16 protein-coding genes and 1 pseudogene are annotated in these 17,403 nt (G+C 39.0%); 7 read left to right on the forward strand and 10 right to left on the reverse strand.

The features are described 5' to 3' along the window. Positions 1–128 precede the first annotated feature (128 nt). The 4 genes and pseudogenes from PAE54_RS11115 to PAE54_RS11130 all read right to left on the reverse strand — a co-directional run. Positions 129–500 (reverse strand): annotated as a pseudogene (locus PAE54_RS11115) (transposase); the annotation flags it as partial. 150 nt (positions 501–650) lie between these two features. Further along, a complete protein-coding gene (locus PAE54_RS11120) occupies positions 651–1,532 on the reverse strand; it encodes a copper resistance protein B (protein WP_004658646.1) in 882 nt (293 codons plus the stop codon). Next, the gene (locus PAE54_RS11125) at positions 1,519–3,438 is read right to left on the reverse strand and encodes a copper resistance system multicopper oxidase (RefSeq protein ID WP_326519493.1); all 1,920 of its coding nucleotides are present in this window, start codon (positions 3,436–3,438) and stop codon (positions 1,519–1,521) included. Before PAE54_RS11125 ends, PAE54_RS11120 begins: the two co-directional genes overlap by 14 nt. A gap of 89 nt (positions 3,439–3,527) precedes the next feature. Beyond that, positions 3,528–3,824 (reverse strand): hypothetical protein, encoded by a 297-nt coding sequence (locus PAE54_RS11130; protein WP_045796009.1) that lies wholly within the window; start codon positions 3,822–3,824, stop codon positions 3,528–3,530. Positions 3,825–3,972: 148 nt separating this feature from the next. Here PAE54_RS11130 and PAE54_RS11135 point away from each other — a divergent pair, with 148 nt between their 5' ends. Beyond that, a complete protein-coding gene (locus PAE54_RS11135) occupies positions 3,973–4,653 on the forward strand; it encodes a heavy metal response regulator transcription factor (protein ID WP_004679347.1) in 681 nt (226 codons plus the stop codon). Beyond that, complete coding sequence (locus PAE54_RS11140) at positions 4,646–6,046, forward strand: heavy metal sensor histidine kinase (protein WP_324529574.1); 1,401 nt, start codon at positions 4,646–4,648, stop codon at positions 6,044–6,046. Before PAE54_RS11135 ends, PAE54_RS11140 begins: the two co-directional genes overlap by 8 nt. Before the next feature lie 38 nt (positions 6,047–6,084). Here the strand turns inward: PAE54_RS11140 and PAE54_RS11145 are convergent, their stop codons facing one another. The 6 genes from PAE54_RS11145 to PAE54_RS11170 form a co-directional block, all read right to left on the reverse strand. Then, positions 6,085–7,368: an MgtC/SapB family protein gene (locus PAE54_RS11145; RefSeq protein ID WP_279692482.1), complete on the reverse strand. Its 1,284-nt coding sequence runs from the start codon at positions 7,366–7,368 to the stop codon at positions 6,085–6,087. After that, positions 7,365–9,740 (reverse strand): heavy metal translocating P-type ATPase, encoded by a 2,376-nt coding sequence (locus PAE54_RS11150; protein WP_326519494.1) that lies wholly within the window; start codon positions 9,738–9,740, stop codon positions 7,365–7,367. Before PAE54_RS11150 ends, PAE54_RS11145 begins: the two co-directional genes overlap by 4 nt. A gap of 11 nt (positions 9,741–9,751) precedes the next feature. Further along, entirely contained in the window at positions 9,752–10,402 is a 651-nt protein-coding gene (locus tag PAE54_RS11155) for a methyltransferase family protein (protein WP_004663997.1), read from the reverse strand. Positions 10,403–10,422: 20 nt separating this feature from the next. Then, the gene (locus PAE54_RS11160) at positions 10,423–10,671 is read right to left on the reverse strand and encodes a DUF2933 domain-containing protein (RefSeq protein ID WP_004695740.1); all 249 of its coding nucleotides are present in this window, start codon (positions 10,669–10,671) and stop codon (positions 10,423–10,425) included. Positions 10,672–10,697: 26 nt separating this feature from the next. After that, positions 10,698–11,129 (reverse strand): hypothetical protein, encoded by a 432-nt coding sequence (locus PAE54_RS11165; protein ID WP_004695737.1) that lies wholly within the window; start codon positions 11,127–11,129, stop codon positions 10,698–10,700. 603 nt (positions 11,130–11,732) lie between these two features. Further along, a complete protein-coding gene (locus PAE54_RS11170) occupies positions 11,733–11,975 on the reverse strand; it encodes a DUF2789 family protein (protein WP_004281876.1) in 243 nt (80 codons plus the stop codon). Positions 11,976–12,326: 351 nt separating this feature from the next. Between PAE54_RS11170 and PAE54_RS11175 the strand changes: the two genes are divergently transcribed. The 5 genes from PAE54_RS11175 (at position 12,327) to PAE54_RS11195 (ending at position 17,223) form a co-directional block, all read left to right on the forward strand. Beyond that, the gene (locus PAE54_RS11175) at positions 12,327–12,707 is read left to right on the forward strand and encodes a copper resistance CopC family protein (protein WP_004681441.1); all 381 of its coding nucleotides are present in this window, start codon (positions 12,327–12,329) and stop codon (positions 12,705–12,707) included. A 64-nt stretch (positions 12,708–12,771) separates the two neighbouring features. Next, complete coding sequence (locus tag PAE54_RS11180; RefSeq protein ID WP_005021625.1) at positions 12,772–13,653, forward strand: CopD family protein; 882 nt, start codon at positions 12,772–12,774, stop codon at positions 13,651–13,653. A 469-nt stretch (positions 13,654–14,122) separates the two neighbouring features. Beyond that, the gene (locus PAE54_RS11185; RefSeq protein WP_004281879.1) at positions 14,123–14,317 is read left to right on the forward strand and encodes a heavy-metal-associated domain-containing protein; all 195 of its coding nucleotides are present in this window, start codon (positions 14,123–14,125) and stop codon (positions 14,315–14,317) included. 178 nt (positions 14,318–14,495) lie between these two features. After that, entirely contained in the window at positions 14,496–16,973 is a 2,478-nt protein-coding gene (locus tag PAE54_RS11190; RefSeq protein WP_326519495.1) for a heavy metal translocating P-type ATPase, read from the forward strand. 157 nt (positions 16,974–17,130) lie between these two features. Continuing rightward, positions 17,131–17,223, forward strand: a complete 93-nt coding sequence (locus tag PAE54_RS11195; RefSeq protein ID WP_151809984.1) for a YHYH domain-containing protein — start codon at positions 17,131–17,133, stop codon at positions 17,221–17,223. Positions 17,224–17,403: the final 180 nt, after the last annotated feature.

The following is a 17,403-nucleotide window of genomic DNA, read 5'->3' on the forward strand; positions in this document are numbered from 1 at the left end:
CAATACCAACGAACAGCCCAAAGAATGATTTCACCTTGAAAGTGCCGACCGTGGAAGGGATTCATCTGCTGTATCTCTAAATAAATAAGATATTTAGCTTATCATGTCAGCCTATTTGCAACAGTGCCCATATCGGCAATATGTTTTTGAATATCACGGTAGCTCATGCCGAGCGCAAACAGTGAGATGACTTTACTGTCGATCTCTTCAGAGAGTTTGGTTTGATTTTTCTTGACAAGTTGAGGCTCAAAATCACCAGTGCGATCACGAGGTGTTTCCAGTTCAAATGAACCGGAGGATGATTTTACGGTCTTGCGAGAGTAACCATTTCTGCGATTGGATGGTTTAGGATTTTCTTCCAGATAGTTTTCAATTTCAGCATTTAAAGCCGCTTCTGTCAGCTGTTTGATTAGTGGTGTCAGGATACCGTTTTCACCAGTGAGGGGTTGTCCTGACTGTAATTGTTTTAAAGCTGCTTCGAAATCAAAGTTGTTTGCCATGATGTGTCATTTCCTGTTTGATTCAGTTTATTGAAATGACACAGATTTTTGAACACTACCGCTTTTTTAGTTTTACAGATTCGAAAATAAATAGTAATAATTCATGAATAGTAGCCGAAGCTACCATTCATGAATCCAAATCATACTATTTTAAAAAACTAATTCAATACCTGCACCATATAGCCATCCCTTTTCAGAATCTGTTGCTTCTTGAAAAGGAGTTGATTTTTTTCCTTTCTCATATTGATAGGCTATATCAACAAATGGTCTGATACGTTTGGTAATCTCATAACGAGTTTTAATACCTGTCTTCAATTCTGACAACCCCGTCTTTGATGCAAAGTCAGAATTATCATTAAACACAACATCTGCTTCAATATATGGCTGAGTAATCAACTTTTGAGTGAGTAATAAATCACGGTCGAAATCAAAACTAGCTCCCCAGAAGTTGTCTTTTCCACCATAAAGGTAAGCTTTGGTCTCAAAGAAATAAGGAGCAAGACCTAATATACCAACGACACCATCGACTCGATCGCTGTTCTTGTTATTTTTATCCTCGCTGTATCTTAGACCAGCTTGTACATCCCAAAATGGTGCTACATTACGGCTATAAAGTGCAGACACATCATAATTGGGATCATTACTCTCTGCTTTATTCAGATTGGCTTCAACAAATACTCGATTCTCATCTGTTCCAATCAATGTTTCGAAACTAGAACCTAAACTACCCTTACCATCGTTATCAATTACCCACTCATTGGAAAATTTAGTTGTTTGGTAAATCTGTCCACCATGCTCGTTCAGATGTTTATCATGATTTTGGCTAAGAGCTAATTTGCCTTTTGAAGTACTTTGAGCAGCATTACGTTCAACATAGCCTAATCCTCCAGCTTCTTTTAAAAGCACATTCATACTTGACGTACTCTTATTTAGATTTTCAGTCGAATTATCATTAGCAAATGCCATACCTGCTAAACCAATTAAAGCAACTGATAAAAGTGTTTTTGAAAAAAGTTTTTTAGTGGTTTGCATGTTGATTCACTCCCTTATCATTTGCATGGGGTTGGGCAACGATACTTTTTGAATCAACATCATTGCTATCTACATTTGCCACAATGAGTTTGTTCATCATTCCAGCTGCCATGTGATATAACAAATGGCAGTGGATAGCCCATTCACCTAATTCATCAGCAGTAAGTAAAGTTGTAACTGTTTTCCCTGGTGGCACAATGATCGTGTGTTTATTTGGCATATTACTTGGATCTTGACCATTTTCAAGCTGCATAAACATACCGTGCAAGTGCATTGGGTGAGCCATCATACTGTCATTCACAAATTTCAAGCGTATACGTTCCCCATATTTCACTTTGAATGGTTCTGTTTCATTAAACTTCTTACCATTAATTGTCCAAATGTAGCGCTCCATATTCCCACCAAGACGGATTTCCATTTCACGTTCAGGGGCACGAGTATCTGGTTGAGGGTTTAAAGATTGTAAATCACTATACTGGAGTGCTTTTTGACCAACGGGTGTTGAAGCATTTGCCCATCCAAATACGGTATTATCATTCTTGTCTGAAGCCGACTTAACAGTAGCGCTATTCATCGGCATATCATGATCCATACCTTTCATAGAAGACATATCGTGATTCATGCCTTTCATAGAAGACATATCGTGATTCATGCCTTTCATAGAAGACATATCATGATTCATATCTTTCATTGAAGACATATCATGATCCATACCTTTCATAGAAGACATATCGTGATTCATGCCTTTCATAGAAGACATATCATGATCCATACCTTTCATAGAAGACATATCATGATTCATATCTTTCATAGATGACATATCATGATTCATTCCCATATCTTCCATAGTCAATAAAGAACGAGGACGAGGCTTAGGCATCTCAATTTGTTTGACTGCTGGGCTGCTTTCTTCATGTAATGTTCCCACTGAAAAACCGGTACGATCAATAGATTCAGCTTCAATTTGGTAATGTGCTTGTTTCGGTTCAACAATGACATCATAAGTTTCAGCAGTACCTATACGGAACTCATCTACAGGAACAGGTTTTACAGGTTGACCATCGGCACTTACCACTGTCATTTTTAAATTTGGAATTCGTACATCAAAGAATGACATTGCAGAAGCATTAATAAATCGAAGGCGAACTTTTTCACCAGCTTTAAAATTACCGGTCCAGTTTTGCTGAGGTGTTTTGCCATTCATTAAAAATGTATAGCCTGTGACATCAGACATATCTGTTTTCAGCATTCGCATCTGATTCCACATAGAACGGTCTTGCCAAGTCGCTTTTAGCCCATCACGTTTAACTTGTTTGATGACATCAAATACTGTTTCTCGGCGGTTCTGATAGTAATCTGCTTCTTTTTTAATATTTTTCATAATTTGATCACTTGTCGAATTATGAAAATCAGAAAGCAAAACCACATAATCTCTATCTGTTTTTTCAGATGAGGTTAAAGGGATTTTATTTTTCGGATAAATAACTAGAGCACCATATAGGCCGTCTTGTTCTTGCCCTTTACTATGGGAATGATACCAATAAGTACCATTTTGACGGACCTTGAATTTATATTCATACGTTTTATTTGGTGCGATACCATCAAACTGGTTGAATCCAGGTACACCATCCATGATTCCGGGTAAGATCAAACCATGCCAATGGATTGAAGAGTCCTGATTTTTTAACTTATTGTGAACACGGATAACGGCATCATCTCCTTCTTCAAATTCAAGAAGAGGGGCAACGAATTTACCATTTACAGTAATTCTCTCAACTGGTTTTCCTGTGATATTTACAGTTTGTTCCGCGATCGTTAAATCATATTCTTTAACTGCCGCCATTACCCAAGTTGATGAAAATAAACCAACTCCAATTAAGAGTATATGACTTAACTTTTTTGACATTCTATCTCACCTTTAGAAAGGTCAAGATTGAAGTAATAAAGCAAATATTTAGTATAAACTTTAATACTTCTTTCTCGCTATTTATAAAATTATTTATTGCTACCAGGCATATTCATCTTTGAATGATCCATTTTAGAATGGTCCATATTCATCATAGCATGATCCATTTTTGACATGTCAGATGAGTTAGGAGACTGATGTTGACTATGATCTTGCTGAGTCTTGTCATCTTTTTCCATTTTACAAGGTTTTGTACAAGGTTCCTGTGCTTTTACCGTTTTAGTGGCACTTGAGGTTGATACATCTTTTGCCCAAGATTGAGTACCAGCAATTAAAGTTCCAGCACACATTAAAATTGTTAGACTACGACGCACTACAGTTTTCATAAGTTTCTCTAAAAGTTAATTTCTTGCTACTACAATAAAGTGAAGCACTGAACATCTAAGTGACTTGAAAATGACATTTTTGTAATCTATCTCGATCAGATGTTTTATAACGTTATTATAGTTTTAATGAATGACTTAGGATTCGGAAATGAGAATACTATTAGTTGAAGATGAACAAAAAACTGGTGATTATCTCAAGCAAGGTTTATCCGAAGCTGGCTATATTACGGACTGGGTTACAGATGGGTTAACGGGTAAACATCAAGCTCTTTCTGAAGAGTATGACTTAATTATTTTAGACGTGATGTTACCTGGACTAAATGGTTGGAATATTATCAATGATATTCGTAGCAGCGGTAAAACAATGCCCATTCTTTTTCTTACCGCCCGAGATCAAATCGAAGATCGAGTAAAAGGTTTAGAGTTAGGCGCTGATGATTATTTAGTAAAGCCTTTTGCTTTTGCAGAGCTTCTAGCTCGAATAAAAACGCTCCTTAGACGAGGGCAACAAAGAGAAGATAATAATATTATTAAGATTGCTGATTTAGAACTTGATTTGAGAAAACGTCGGGTAACACGAGCAGGTCAACGCATTGATTTAACGGCTAAAGAATTTGCTCTTATGGAGCTTTTTATGCGTAGAAGAGGTGAAATTCTACCAAGAGCACTTATTGCATCTCAAATTTGGGATATGAACTTTGATAGTGATACAAATGTAGTTGAAGTCGCTATTAAACGATTAAGAAATAAAGTAGATAGTAATTTTACCCCTAAGTTAATTCAAAATATTAGAGGAATGGGGTATGTATTAGAGGTAGAAGATGAATAATAAATTATTCAAATCTATCAGTTTTCGTATTGGTATTATTTTCTCATTATCGACTATATGCATTCTCATTATGATGGGGTTTTTCATCCATAAATTAGTGATGCATCATTTTGAAACGCAAGATCGTACCCAATTAGAAGGTAAAATCCAGCTTATTCAGAATCTTCTCCAACAGCATCCTAAAAATTCTCCAGAACTTGATCTATATTTGAAAGATGCTTTAGTTGGACACCATGATCTTATGGTCCAAATAGAACGACCGGCAGGTCAGATTTTATTTAGTTCTACACCTTCAATCATTAATACTCAACAGTTAATCAAGTCAGCAAATAACCCTTGGATTAAATGGAAAATTAAGAATAAGACCTATCATGGCATGATCTACAACACGGATATAAACAAAAATACTGAAATACAATCTGTACGCATTATTGTGGGGATCGATACATCTGAACATCTACATTTTTTAAATGATTTTAAGCGTCAACTTTTTTACATTGGTTTAGCCGGTACGATTTGTTTAATGTTTTTAGGCTGGTTTGCAACCTGGAGAGGTTTAAGACCCGTGCAAAAAATGGCTAAGGTCGCAGAAGGCATTTCTGCCCAACATCTTTCAGAACGTTTAGAAGTTGAGCACACACCAACAGAACTAAAATCATTAGCAATTGCCTTCAATGATATGCTCGACAGACTAGAATCAGCTTTAGAAAGGCTTTCCGATTTTTCATCTGATTTAGCGCATGAAATTAGAACACCGATTAATAACTTAATGACTCAAACTCAAGTATGTCTTGCCCGTAAACGAGATACCAGTACCTATCAAGAAGTACTATTTTCTAATTTAGAAGAATTAGAACGTTTGGCTCGAATGGTATCCGATATGCTTTTCTTGGCAAAAGCAGAACATGGCCTAAAATTACAGAACTTACAGAATATTGACCTGGTTAAAGAAGTTACAGCCTTATTTGATTTCTATGATGCGCTAGCTGCCGAAAAAAATATGACGCTTCAACAAACAGGATCTGGAAATGTCAAAGGTGATCCTGCTATGTTACGTCGAGCACTCAGCAATCTATTATCTAATGCAGTTAAATATGGAAATAAGAATTCTACAATACGCATAAAACTTCAACAGAATTTAGATAACACAATATTTTCAATTGAAAATGAAGGCCCTGAAATCTCTCCTGAACAACTATCCAGGTTATTTGATCGATTTTATCGAACAGATGCATCTAGACAAAGAACAGAAGAAGGAACCGGCTTAGGGCTCGCGATAACAAAATCTATTCTTGATATGCTTGGGGCGACCATCCAGGCTGAATCCCTCAATGGTCGAATCATTTTTACCATTGTTTTTCAAAGTGAATCCATGCAAGGGGAATCATTTTAACTCATTTTTTGAACATCTTCCATTTACCCGAGTTGACCTTACATAAAGCTCAAACTGAGAGCCAGAGCTACGCCAGCACCTATCATAGCAATTGTGTAGCCAAATATGATAGCTCGGCCAAACTGTGCCCCCCCTGTCATCCATGCAATTGTCGCTTTGCTTAACATGTTGCTCAGTGTGGCCAGCCCTAGCGCGACAGCAGCCACATTTGTTGTTAAGCCTTCAGTACTATGCAGGCGGGCAAGTGAGACTAAAATAGCATCTACGTCTGCTAGCCCAGAAATAGTCGATAATACGAAGATGCCGCTGGTGCCCAACCATTGTTTTGCTGCCGGGACCAAGACTGCCATGACAGCCAGGAAAGCAGCGAAGCTGAATGCTGTCCCAAGATCAAAAGGAGCCATTGCTTCTATTGTTCGATCGTTGTTTTCAGCGCTGGTAATTTGGCGTTGTCTCCACAATGCCATACCCAGCAGAAGGATTCCCGCAATCATCATTGCACCACCAAAGGTGCTTAGCAATGCTGGCTCAATGACGCCTATCAGCACAACCATACGAAAAAACATGATGCCACAGGCAGCCAATGTTCCAGAAATAGCAGCACTGACCATGACGGGGTGCTGGCGTGTATAGCGTGCCAGTGCGACAGTTGCAGCTGTAGAAGATGCCAAACCACCCAATAGACCTGTCCAGAATATGCCTCTTTCTGAACCGGTAAGCCGCATGGCAAAATGACCTGCCAGAGAGAGTCCGGCAATCAGGATCACTGCCCACCATAACTGGTAAGGATTTAATGCAGCAAAAGGTCCCAGACCCGTATTGGGTAAGTAGGGTAATATAACGACAGAAAGTACCAGCAACTGCAGGGATGCGGTTAATTCACGATGCTCTATCAAGCGTAGCCAACCGTGTAAGGTTGGCTTGAGATCCAAAAATACAGCGACGATTACAGCCGCGGTTAATGCTAAAGTAACATTACCATGGGATGCATATGCACCTAAAACTAATGTCAACAGCATCGCGATCGTCGTGGTAGCGCTTAGATTACCGGAAAGTTTTGCGGTACGCGCGTAGGACACTGTTAATAATAAGGAAAGCCCTAATACGGCCGCGACCAGCGGCCAAGGCCCGAAGTTTGGTTGTAAATGACCGAGCACTCCTCCGAGCAATCCTGTCAATGTGAAGGTACGTAGACCTGCTACTCGGCTGCCTTCTGGCAGTTCTCGATCCTGCCATCCTCGTTCTAAACCAATGAGCAGGCCGATGGCGAGTGCTGCAACCAGCCCTGATACATCTGGTGGAAGAAAGGAACTCTCTATCATAACTTTTTATTTCGCAGGCGAAGGGAATTGGTGATGACTGAAGCTGAACTCAAACTCATAGCCAAGGCGGCAATCATCGGTGACAACAACCAACCGGTAAATGGATATAGTACGCCAGCCGCGATAGGGATACCCAAAGCATTGTAAAGGAAAGCAAACATGAGGTTCTGTTTCATGTTGCCGACAGTAGCTTCCGAAAGTGAACGGGCAACAGCAATCCCTCGTAAATCTCCCTTGACCAGCGTAACTTGGGCACTATTCATTGCAACATCAGTCCCGGTTCCCATAGCGATACCGACATCAGCTTTAGCCAAGGCTGGTGCATCATTGATGCCATCACCAGCCATAGCCACGATGCGACCTTCCTTCTGCAATTTGCTGACCAGTTCTAGTTTATCTGCGGGTTTGACTTCGCCATGTACCTCATCAATGCCTAGACGTGCTGCGACTGAACGGGCAGTGGTGAGACCATCTCCTGTTGCCATCACGATACGTAGACCCGCTTCCTTCAGGGTGGCAAGTGCTTCTGGGGTATTTTTTTTGATGGGATCGGATACTGCAAGCAGACCGGCCAATTCACCATTGATGGCTAGATGCATCACACTTGCACCTTCCGAACGCAGCTCTTCGGCTTGCGGAATCAGAGATTGTACCGAGATACCCAATTGCTCCATCAGTGCTGTGTTGCCCAAAGCTAACTGACGATCGCCCACTTGACCTCGAACACCAATCCCTGAGCCCGATTCAAAATTATCTGGTGTTTCAAGAGACAGGCCACGTTCGTGTGCTGCGTTTACAATCGCTTCGGCTAGCGGGTGTTCACTGCCTTGATCAAGACTGGCGGCTAAACGTAATACTTCAGATTCGTCAAAATCTGATGCGGCAACCACACGATCGAATACAGGGCGTCCTTCAGTTAACGTACCTGTTTTATCGATGATTAGTGTGTCAATCTTGCGTAGATTCTCAATGGCTGCTGCATCGCGGAACAACACACCATGAGTAGCACCTTGACCCGTTGCAACCATGATAGACATTGGAGTTGCCAAGCCTAGTGCACAAGGACAGGCAATAATGAGTACTGCCACAGCATTGATTAATGCATAAACCCAGCTCGACTCTTCTGGGCCGAACAGTCCCCATCCAAAGAAGGTAAGCAAGGCAATGGCTACTACAGCCATGACAAACCAACCTGCAACCTGATCAGCCATGCGTTGCATTGGTGCTCTCGATCGTTGAGCTTGCGCCACCATCTGTACGATCTGAGACAACATGGTACTTGAACCAATTTTCTCTGAACGCATGATTAGGGAACCATTGGTATTCAGGGTAGCACCAATGACTTTATCACCGATGCGTTTAGTGATCGGTAAAGGTTCACCTGTCAGCATCGATTCATCCACTGAACTACTTCCTTCAGTGATTACACCATCCACAGGCACTTTTTCACCTGGGCGAATTCTGAGTAAATCTCCTACATGGACATGCGTTAGAGGAACATCTTCTTCAGTTCCATCAGGCAGGATTCGGCGAGCTGTTTTAGGAGCGAGCCCAAGGAGTGACTTAATTGCAGCAGAAGTTTGCGAACGTGCTTTTAACTCCAATATTTGTCCCAGTAGGGTCAATGAAATGATGACCGCTGAAGCTTCAAAGTAAACAGCGACACGACCCATGGAAATAAATGAGTCTGGGAAGATTTGCGGTGCAATGGTTGCGACCACACTATAAATAAATGCAGCTCCAGTGCCCAAACCAATCAGCGTCCACATGTTCGGGCTGCGATTCACAACCGATTGCCAACCCCGGGAAAAAAATGGCCAACCTGCCCAAAGTACAATTGGGAGTGACAACACCAGTTCAATCCAGCTCTGAACAGCCATATTGAACAGGTTCATTTGATGACCAAACATCGCCAAAAAAGTCACGATGATGGTCAATGGCAGTGTCCACCAGAAGCGTCGGCGGAAATCACGTAACTCCGGATTCTCATCTTCCTCTAATTCAGGAATGAGTGGCTCCAGTGTCATTCCGCATTTAGGACAGTTTCCAGGATGATCTTGCCTGATTTCTGGATGCATTGGGCATGTATAGATGGTCGTACCTGTTGTGCTTGCCGCATTAACGTGTTGAACAGTCTGATGATGCTGTGTATGTGCATCGGCAGTCGTCGTTGCGGGTTTAGCGATATATTGCACCGGGCTGCTATGAAACTTTGATTGACATTTATCACTGCAAAAAAAGTAAGTTTTCCCCTTAAATTCCTCATGGTATTTCGATTCTTCAGTGACGGTCATACCACAGACTGGGTCTTTCAGTACGTCTGTTGTAGCCTGTGCCATATGGTCCTGGTTATGATTTTTTTGATCTGACATAAATAATTCTCTTATGGAAAAGTGGTTTTATGGCCGAATTTTGGAATAAATCTCGGAGTCTGTTGAGCATAGCTGTCATAGACAGCGCCAAACTGTTTACTCATTTCAGCCTCTTCCTTAATTGCCAAGCGGCTGTACATTAAGAGTAGGATTGGAAACATAATCAGTGTCAGTAAAGTTGGCCATTGCAATAAAAAACCCAGCAAGATCATCACAAAAGCCACGTATTGTGGGTGACGTATACGTGCATAAGGGCCTGTGATCGCTAAAGAATGCTGACGTTGCGCGTTGTACAGCACGTGCCATGACGTTGATAACAGGTAAAATCCATAGCCCAAGAAAACGTAACTGGCGATATGCAAAATGCCAAAATGTGGATCACCTTTTTCACCTAATAGCGTTGACCACAAGTGACCTGCATTATGAGAAAGTAAGTCAAGTTGAGGGAAGCGAGTTTGAAGCCAACCAGATAACAGGTAAATGGTTAAAGGAAAACCATACATTTCGACAAATAGAGCAATGATAAAAGCCGAAAAGGCCCCAAATGTACGCCAATCGCGCGCAGTGGAAGGTCTAAAAAAACTGAAAGCGAACATGATAAAAACTGCTGAGTTAATGATAACCAGCGTCCATAAACCATAAGCCGATTCCGCATGATTCATGATGGATCTCCTGATAAGAGCTATTTTTTGTTATCAGATATATCGGATTTTTTTTGCTGCGAGTGGTTATGCCCATGACCACCATGCATAAAAATATGCATCAGTGGACACGCTAAAAGGAATAAATAAGGCAAAGCACCGATAACGTGGGCTAAATGTTCCGTTAATAGAAAATAAGCTGCGATACCACCCAGCACGATTAGACCAATGGCATAACGTGTAGACCAGAAGTTAGGTACTGAATTATTTTCTTGGTGTTGGTGATTCATGGTGCTTTCCCCTAATTCATGGGTAACTATTTAGTTGCTGACGGAGGCATACAGTCCATCATCATCTGCATCATGGATTGCATCATGTCCATACGTTTTTCCATCATCTGCTGACGGTCAGCCATATTTGCATTCATGCTTTGGCTGCCCATCTGTTTCATCATACTCATACCTCCTTGCATGAGTTTCATGTGCTCAGCCATAAGTTTCTGACGTTCTTGTGGGGTTTTTGCAGCCATCATCTTCTCATGCATGGCTTGCATCGCCTTCATGTGTTGATCCATTGCAGCCATTTTATCTGTAGCAGTGGTGCTGGTAACTGTTTGCTTAATTGTTACTGCAGATGGTGCTGTTTTTTCAGGGTGGTGATCTTTGTGTTCATCGGATTGCTGTGCAAATGTATTCAATGACGCGGCTGCGATACATAAGCCCAAAAAAATGTTTTTGAATTTCATCATAATTTTTTCCTTTAAATAATTTGGAAGTAAAAGCTATGTTTTAGTACTGAACAGAGACTAGGAATTTGACTACTAAACTGATGAAATTTTTGGTTATTCTCTGTCTCTCTTAAAAATTTTAGCACTATTAATTAATTATTTTTAAAAATGACAAAAATGTAATTTTGAGATCTTTTCGAAATATATAGTCTATGCTGAGATGACAAAAATTTTATTTAATATTAATCTTTTAAAACTATTAAAGTTGTTATGATTTTATGTGCTTAAAAAAATAAAAATGAAATGATTAGATGACTCCAAGGCTAGTTAGAGACACATTCTTAATGTAATTTACACTGTTATTCCTTTAAAGAAAAAATACAGTTGATCAAAATAGTTTTTTATAGAAAAAAGGGTGGATAATTTAATTATTAAACTTATTGGTATATTTATTAGATAGAAGGTAAAGAAGATTATTTTTAATATTAGGGTTTATAATCCAAATTTCAGAGTAAGGAATCTACTACTTATATAATAGAGATTCCATCTCCAAAACAGTACTACTGTATGAATGAGTTGTATTCAATGCAGGGAAGAATGTAGATCCTTAATACTAACGGAAAATTATTTTACTGAATTTTCATGTAAAGACTCATTTAATTGATCAATCACTGTCGTCCATTCACCATCAGAGTGTAGTTTTTCTTCTAAAAAATGACGTTGAGCATCAGTCCAAAAAATTGCTTGTGTTAAAAAAACATCTCCAGCTAGCTGATGGCTCTCTATGAATTTTGCAATTGCTTCTTCAGTAGAAGCTAAACCAAGCTGTTCAAATAATTTGGTCATTCTTGGACGTGTTTGAGTCATGTGCTTAGCCCACAAATTTATATTAGATCAAATTAAACATAACATGTTTATATTTAAACTAAAATATAAAAAATTAAATAGCTACTATTTTCTTAGACAAAATGATTACTACATTTCATAAATCAACCACCTACATAATTTGTTTGTTAAATGATCATTATTTTTCAATAAGATTATTTTAATAGTTAAAGATTTTAAATTTTAAAAATGACAAAAATGTAATTTTGAAGTCATCGCTCTGTTTCTGTCTCTCACTAATAATTGAAATATAAGAGGAGATGATGTGGTCTCATTAAATATAGATTTTATAAAGTCATCTCTAATGAACTAACGAATCAAGAGGAAACGTAAATGAAATTATTTCAAAATAAAATGACTGCTCTACGTAATGTTGTAGTAGCTGCAACGATGATTGTGGCTACTACAACTACGTTCGCTCATGTGAGTTTAGTGAGTGCGATTCCTGCGGAAAATGCATCTATCCTTAGTCAACCAAAGAACTTGACCCTTAACTTTGGTGCAGAGGTTATGTTGATGAATATTAAGTTACTGGATGCTCAGCGAAGAGATGTTCCTTTAAAATATAAAGTTACTCATGACTTAAAGAAATCCTTTGATGTCGCTCTTCCGAAACTGAAAAAAGGTAAATATACCGTTGTCTGGACAACAATGGGGAAAGATGGTCACAATATGAATGGTGAATATAGTTTCACTATCAAATCAACTAAATAAGAATTGATTACCTTTCAACATGTCAGTGAGGTGCTGGCATGTTGTTCTAGAATGGACAAAAATAATGATTTCTGAATATTGGATGTGGGCCACTTGGTTAACTAAGGTTATTTTATATTTAAGTGTAGCTTTTGTCGTTGGTGGAGCCTTTTGCTATTTTTTACTTAGACAATATCTTGAACTAAAAGAATCGATTCTTAAATATATTACAATTGGCGCTGGATTAGGCCTAATTTCCAGTACCTTGGGATTTTTTATTCTGATTGGTAGTTTTGCCAATACTGGTATTACAGGTATGGTGGACCCCACGTATATTAATATATTGGTTAATACTCCGACGGGGTATATATACGTTCTTCGTTCTATTAGTTTTGCTCTTTTACTTCTTCTCATGGTGGTTAAACTTAACAGGAACAAAGGTCATTTTTCTATAATTGAAAGTTCAATATTTTGTGTTTTACTTCTCCCGATTATTTTTAGTTTTTCCCAGCTCGGACATGTCGCTAATTTAACCTTACTTGCTCAAATTTTATTATCAATCCATATTCTAGTTATGTCGTTATGGATGGGGTCTTTATATCCGTTATGGAAAACCAGCCGGGAAATAAGTGGTTTACCTTTAAAAGATCGCATGCATGTATTTGGACGTATTGCTGCTTTCATTGTTGGGATATTAATCGCCTGTGGCGCTAGTGTAGCTCTTCTTTTAATTAAAGATTTTAATACCTTAATCAATACTGCATATGGCTATGGTTTCATGGTTAAAATGTTTTTTGTTATAGGTATTCTACTTTTAGCTGCCTTCAACAAATGGTATTTCACCCCGCGTCTTCAACATCCTAAATTCGCTAAACACCTTAGTCATGCCATTTTATTTGAGATGTTATTAGGTCTATCAATTCTATTAACAACAGGCTATATAACCACTGTCGTGGGTATTGAATAAGAGAATTTCAAAATAAGGGAATTGAGGAAATTTAACATTACTGCATTTATCTTTTGTAGCTGAGCAATAAAGTTTCTACTGGACTGCCAACTTACGACAATCAGAACAGTAAAATCGCATCATGAGGCATTATACATAAAGGTAGTCACCGGTTTTTAGCTTATCTTCAACCCATAACGGTCTCATCTATTCAGTTCACTACCATTGATTGAAATAACTAATCTTATAAATTTCAGAGTGATCGTAGATGACAAAAATGTCATTTTAAAGTCACATTAATGTTGGTTAAGTACTTTTACTGTAGTCATTAGAACACTCTTCTTTGGAATACTCTGAAGAAAACTGTAAGGTTGTAAACAGACCAAGTTACAGCGAGTAACTGATTCAGAAAAAGGCTGGTTGTATGGTGAAAGTTTAGAGTTACTGTTCTAATGTTTTAAACAAATGTTTTGTTAAAAAGGAGCAACATATGAAATTTCACATCGCTAATATGACTTGTGGTGGTTGTGCACGCGGCATTACTACCGCAATTAAAGAGCTCGACTCGAATGCCTCACTCGATATTGATTTACAAAACCGTATTGTTGAAATCAACACAACGGTGAGTCAGGATCAAGTCATTGCCACTCTCAGTGAGCGTGGATTTACAGCTGATCCTGCTTAATCTCTGTTAGAGTAACAGTGGGAATTCCTTACCACTTTTACTCTCTCTTATTTTCCTCATCGTACAGATAAAACCTGTACTTGCTTGAAATAAAAGTAATCCCTGAATTCCCCCTAATCTTGGTTCGAGCTGATCTTCGCATATAGAACTCAGCATATCTAAATGATAGAGATCGTATATGAGTACCGAAATGACTGATACGCCACACTATAGTGAAACATTAGAGATTGAGGGGATGACATGTGCTTCTTGTGTAGGCCGTGTGGAAAAAGCTTTAAAATCTGTTGAGGGTGTTGAATCGGCTCATGTAAATCTGGCTACCGAAAAAGCAGTCATTTATGCGCATCAACCACTTGATCGCGCTACTTTAATTAAAGCCGTAGAAAAAGCAGGCTACGAAGTGGAAGCGCTGCAACCAATAGAGCTTACGATTGAGGGTATGTCATGTGCTTCTTGTGTAGGTCGAGTAGAAAAGGCCTTAAAATCTGTTGAGGGTGTGGAATCAGCTCATGTAAATCTGGCTACTGAAAAAGCGACTATTCAGGCAAGCTCATCTGTCACTCGTGACTCGTTAATTCAGGCTGTCACCAAAGCAGGGTTTGAAGCAAAGTCAGTTCATCAAACTACGGAAAGCTTTCAAGATAAAAAAAATATTGAATTAGAAAAACTTAAAAAAGATTTAATTTTGTCAGTCTTATTGACTCTACCCGTTTTTATTTTAGAAATGGGATCACACCTGATTCCCGCCTTTCATACGTTTATGATGGATAACATTGGCCAACAAAATAGCTGGTTAATGCAATTTTTCTTGACCACAGTAGCATTAATTTTTCCAGGCCGACGCTTCTTTAAAAAGGGCATCCCAAGTTTATTCCGCTTAGCACCAGACATGAATTCCTTGGTGGCTGTAGGAACATTGGCTGCTTATCTTTATTCAGTGGTTGCTACTTTCTTTCCAAGTGTCCTGCCACAAGGCACGGTCAATGTTTATTATGAAGCTGCAGCGGTTATTATCACTTTAATTCTATTAGGTAGATTTTTTGAAGCCAAGGCAAAAGGCCGAACGTCTTTAGCAATTCAACATCTAGTTGGAATGCAGCCTAAAGTTGCCAGAATACAGCTCAATAATCAGGTGATAGAAGTTCCGATTGCCGAAGTTCAAACAGGAACGATTGTAGAGATTAGACCAGGCGAGCGTATCCCTGTCGATGGTGAAGTTATTCACGGCCAAAGTTTTATTGATGAATCCATGATTACTGGCGAGCCTATGCCCGTTGAAAAAACGATAGGCTCTACTGTGGTAGGAGGAACAATTAACCAAAGTGGCAGCTTAAATATCAAAGCCACCTCTGTTGGTAGTTCATCAGTGCTTTCTCAAATCATCCGAATGGTTGAACAGGCACAGGGTTCCAAGCTGCCTATTCAGGCATTGGTTGATAAAATTACCATGTGGTTTGTACCTGTAGTAATGGGTCTCTCTCTTTTAACTTTTATTACTTGGTTTATCTTCGGCCCTGAGCCCGCCCTAACGTTTAGCTTAGTTAATGCAGTTGCGGTACTCATTATTGCATGTCCTTGTGCAATGGGACTTGCAACGCCTACATCAATCATGGTGGGAACTGGGCGTGGTGCTGAAATGGGTCTTTTATTCCGTAAAGGGGAAGCTTTGCAGCTGCTCAAAGAAACTAAAGTGGTTGCTGTTGATAAAACAGGGACCCTGACTGAAGGGAAACCAATTTTAACCGATCTGCATGTCTTAGAAGGGTTTGAATACAATGCCGTACTTTCACTTATGGCAGCCGTTGAATCAAAGTCTGAGCATCCTATTGCTCGAGCAATTGTACAAGCCGCTATAGATAAGGAATTGATCCTGTCTCCTGTTGCTGATTTCAAGTCAGTCACGGGCTATGGAATAGAAGCAACGGTGTCTGAACATTTGGTTCATATTGGTGCAGATCGATATATGGAAAAACTAGGTTTGAATCCTAATGTTTTTTCTCAATTTTCGGATCGTTTGGGAGAAGAAGGAAAAACCCCTCTCTATGTTGCGATTGACCAGAAACTTGCTGCCATTATTGCTGTAGCAGATCCAATTAAAGAATCAACATTTGCTGCAATTGAAGCGTTACATCAGTTAGGTTTAAAGGTTGCCATGATTACAGGTGATAACCGTCATACAGCTCAAGCGATTGCAAAAAAACTAGGTATTGATGAGGTTATTGCAGAAGTCTTACCTGAAGGTAAAATAGAGGCCGTTAAAAAATTAAAAAATCAATATGGTAAACTCGCATATGTTGGAGATGGCATTAATGATGCCCCTGCACTTGCAGAAGCAGATATTGGTTTAGCGATAGGTACAGGTACAGACGTAGCTATTGAAGCTGCTGATGTGGTTTTGATGTCTGGCAACCTGAAAGGAGTGCCGAATGCTATCGCTTTAAGCAAAGCGACTATAACCAATATTCGTGAAAATTTATTTTGGGCATTTGTTTACAATGCAGCTCTGATTCCTATTGCAGCAGGTGTACTTTATCCGCAATTTGGACTGCTACTTTCTCCTGTATTTGCTGCTGGTGCAATGGCTCTCTCGTCAATATTTGTACTAGGAAATGCTTTACGATTAAAACGTTTTAAAGCCCCCCTTGCAATTATTTAACCATTTTTTATATACATTTAAAGTTTTGTTGGCTTTACTTTATATATTTGGAAATAGTCTAAGCCATGTTGGCTTTTATTAAATATCATACAGTTGATATTCTAATTATTTGAGAGGGATTAAGATGAAAAGAATTTTATTAATATGCTTTATAGGCATGTCATTTACCTATGCGAATGCTCATTCTGGGGGAACGAACTCACAGGGTTGTCATACCAACAGTAAAACTGGTGATTACCACTGTCATTAATAGGTGCGCACACAGTTTTTTTATTTAAAAGACTGTGCTTTAAAGTTATAAGTAGCGTTTAACTAAAGCTAAAAATTCATTCAGTTCTTTTTCCTTTATTTCCGGCACTGTTGCAAATAGAGATTTGAGTCGATGATGTTCCCTTTAAAAAGTACTTAGAGACCGAAAACCCTGTTGATT

Source organism: Acinetobacter minutum (assembly GCF_035916735.1).
GTDB lineage: Bacteria > Pseudomonadota > Gammaproteobacteria > Pseudomonadales > Moraxellaceae > Acinetobacter.

What these genes read in the sequence shown, in the direction of transcription:
- PAE54_RS11120 (WP_004658646.1), bottom strand. Translation starts at nt 1,532, where the DNA reads ATGCAAACCACTAAAAAACTTTTTTCAAAAACACTTTTATCAGTTGCT.
- PAE54_RS11125 (WP_326519493.1), bottom strand. Translation starts at nt 3,438, where the DNA reads ATGTCAAAAAAGTTAAGTCATATACTCTTAATTGGAGTTGGTTTATTT.
- PAE54_RS11130 (WP_045796009.1), bottom strand. Translation starts at nt 3,824, where the DNA reads ATGAAAACTGTAGTGCGTCGTAGTCTAACAATTTTAATGTGTGCTGGA.
- PAE54_RS11135 (WP_004679347.1), top strand. Translation starts at nt 3,973, where the DNA reads ATGAGAATACTATTAGTTGAAGATGAACAAAAAACTGGTGATTATCTC.
- PAE54_RS11140 (WP_324529574.1), top strand. Translation starts at nt 4,646, where the DNA reads ATGAATAATAAATTATTCAAATCTATCAGTTTTCGTATTGGTATTATT.
- PAE54_RS11145 (WP_279692482.1), bottom strand. Translation starts at nt 7,368, where the DNA reads ATGATAGAGAGTTCCTTTCTTCCACCAGATGTATCAGGGCTGGTTGCA.
- PAE54_RS11150 (WP_326519494.1), bottom strand. Translation starts at nt 9,740, where the DNA reads ATGTCAGATCAAAAAAATCATAACCAGGACCATATGGCACAGGCTACA.
- PAE54_RS11155 (WP_004663997.1), bottom strand. Translation starts at nt 10,402, where the DNA reads ATGAATCATGCGGAATCGGCTTATGGTTTATGGACGCTGGTTATCATT.
- PAE54_RS11160 (WP_004695740.1), bottom strand. Translation starts at nt 10,671, where the DNA reads ATGAATCACCAACACCAAGAAAATAATTCAGTACCTAACTTCTGGTCT.
- PAE54_RS11165 (WP_004695737.1), bottom strand. Translation starts at nt 11,129, where the DNA reads ATGATGAAATTCAAAAACATTTTTTTGGGCTTATGTATCGCAGCCGCG.
- PAE54_RS11170 (WP_004281876.1), bottom strand. Translation starts at nt 11,975, where the DNA reads ATGACTCAAACACGTCCAAGAATGACCAAATTATTTGAACAGCTTGGT.
- PAE54_RS11175 (WP_004681441.1), top strand. Translation starts at nt 12,327, where the DNA reads ATGAAATTATTTCAAAATAAAATGACTGCTCTACGTAATGTTGTAGTA.
- PAE54_RS11180 (WP_005021625.1), top strand. Translation starts at nt 12,772, where the DNA reads ATGATTTCTGAATATTGGATGTGGGCCACTTGGTTAACTAAGGTTATT.
- PAE54_RS11185 (WP_004281879.1), top strand. Translation starts at nt 14,123, where the DNA reads ATGAAATTTCACATCGCTAATATGACTTGTGGTGGTTGTGCACGCGGC.
- PAE54_RS11190 (WP_326519495.1), top strand. Translation starts at nt 14,496, where the DNA reads ATGAGTACCGAAATGACTGATACGCCACACTATAGTGAAACATTAGAG.
- PAE54_RS11195 (WP_151809984.1), top strand. Translation starts at nt 17,131, where the DNA reads ATGTCATTTACCTATGCGAATGCTCATTCTGGGGGAACGAACTCACAG.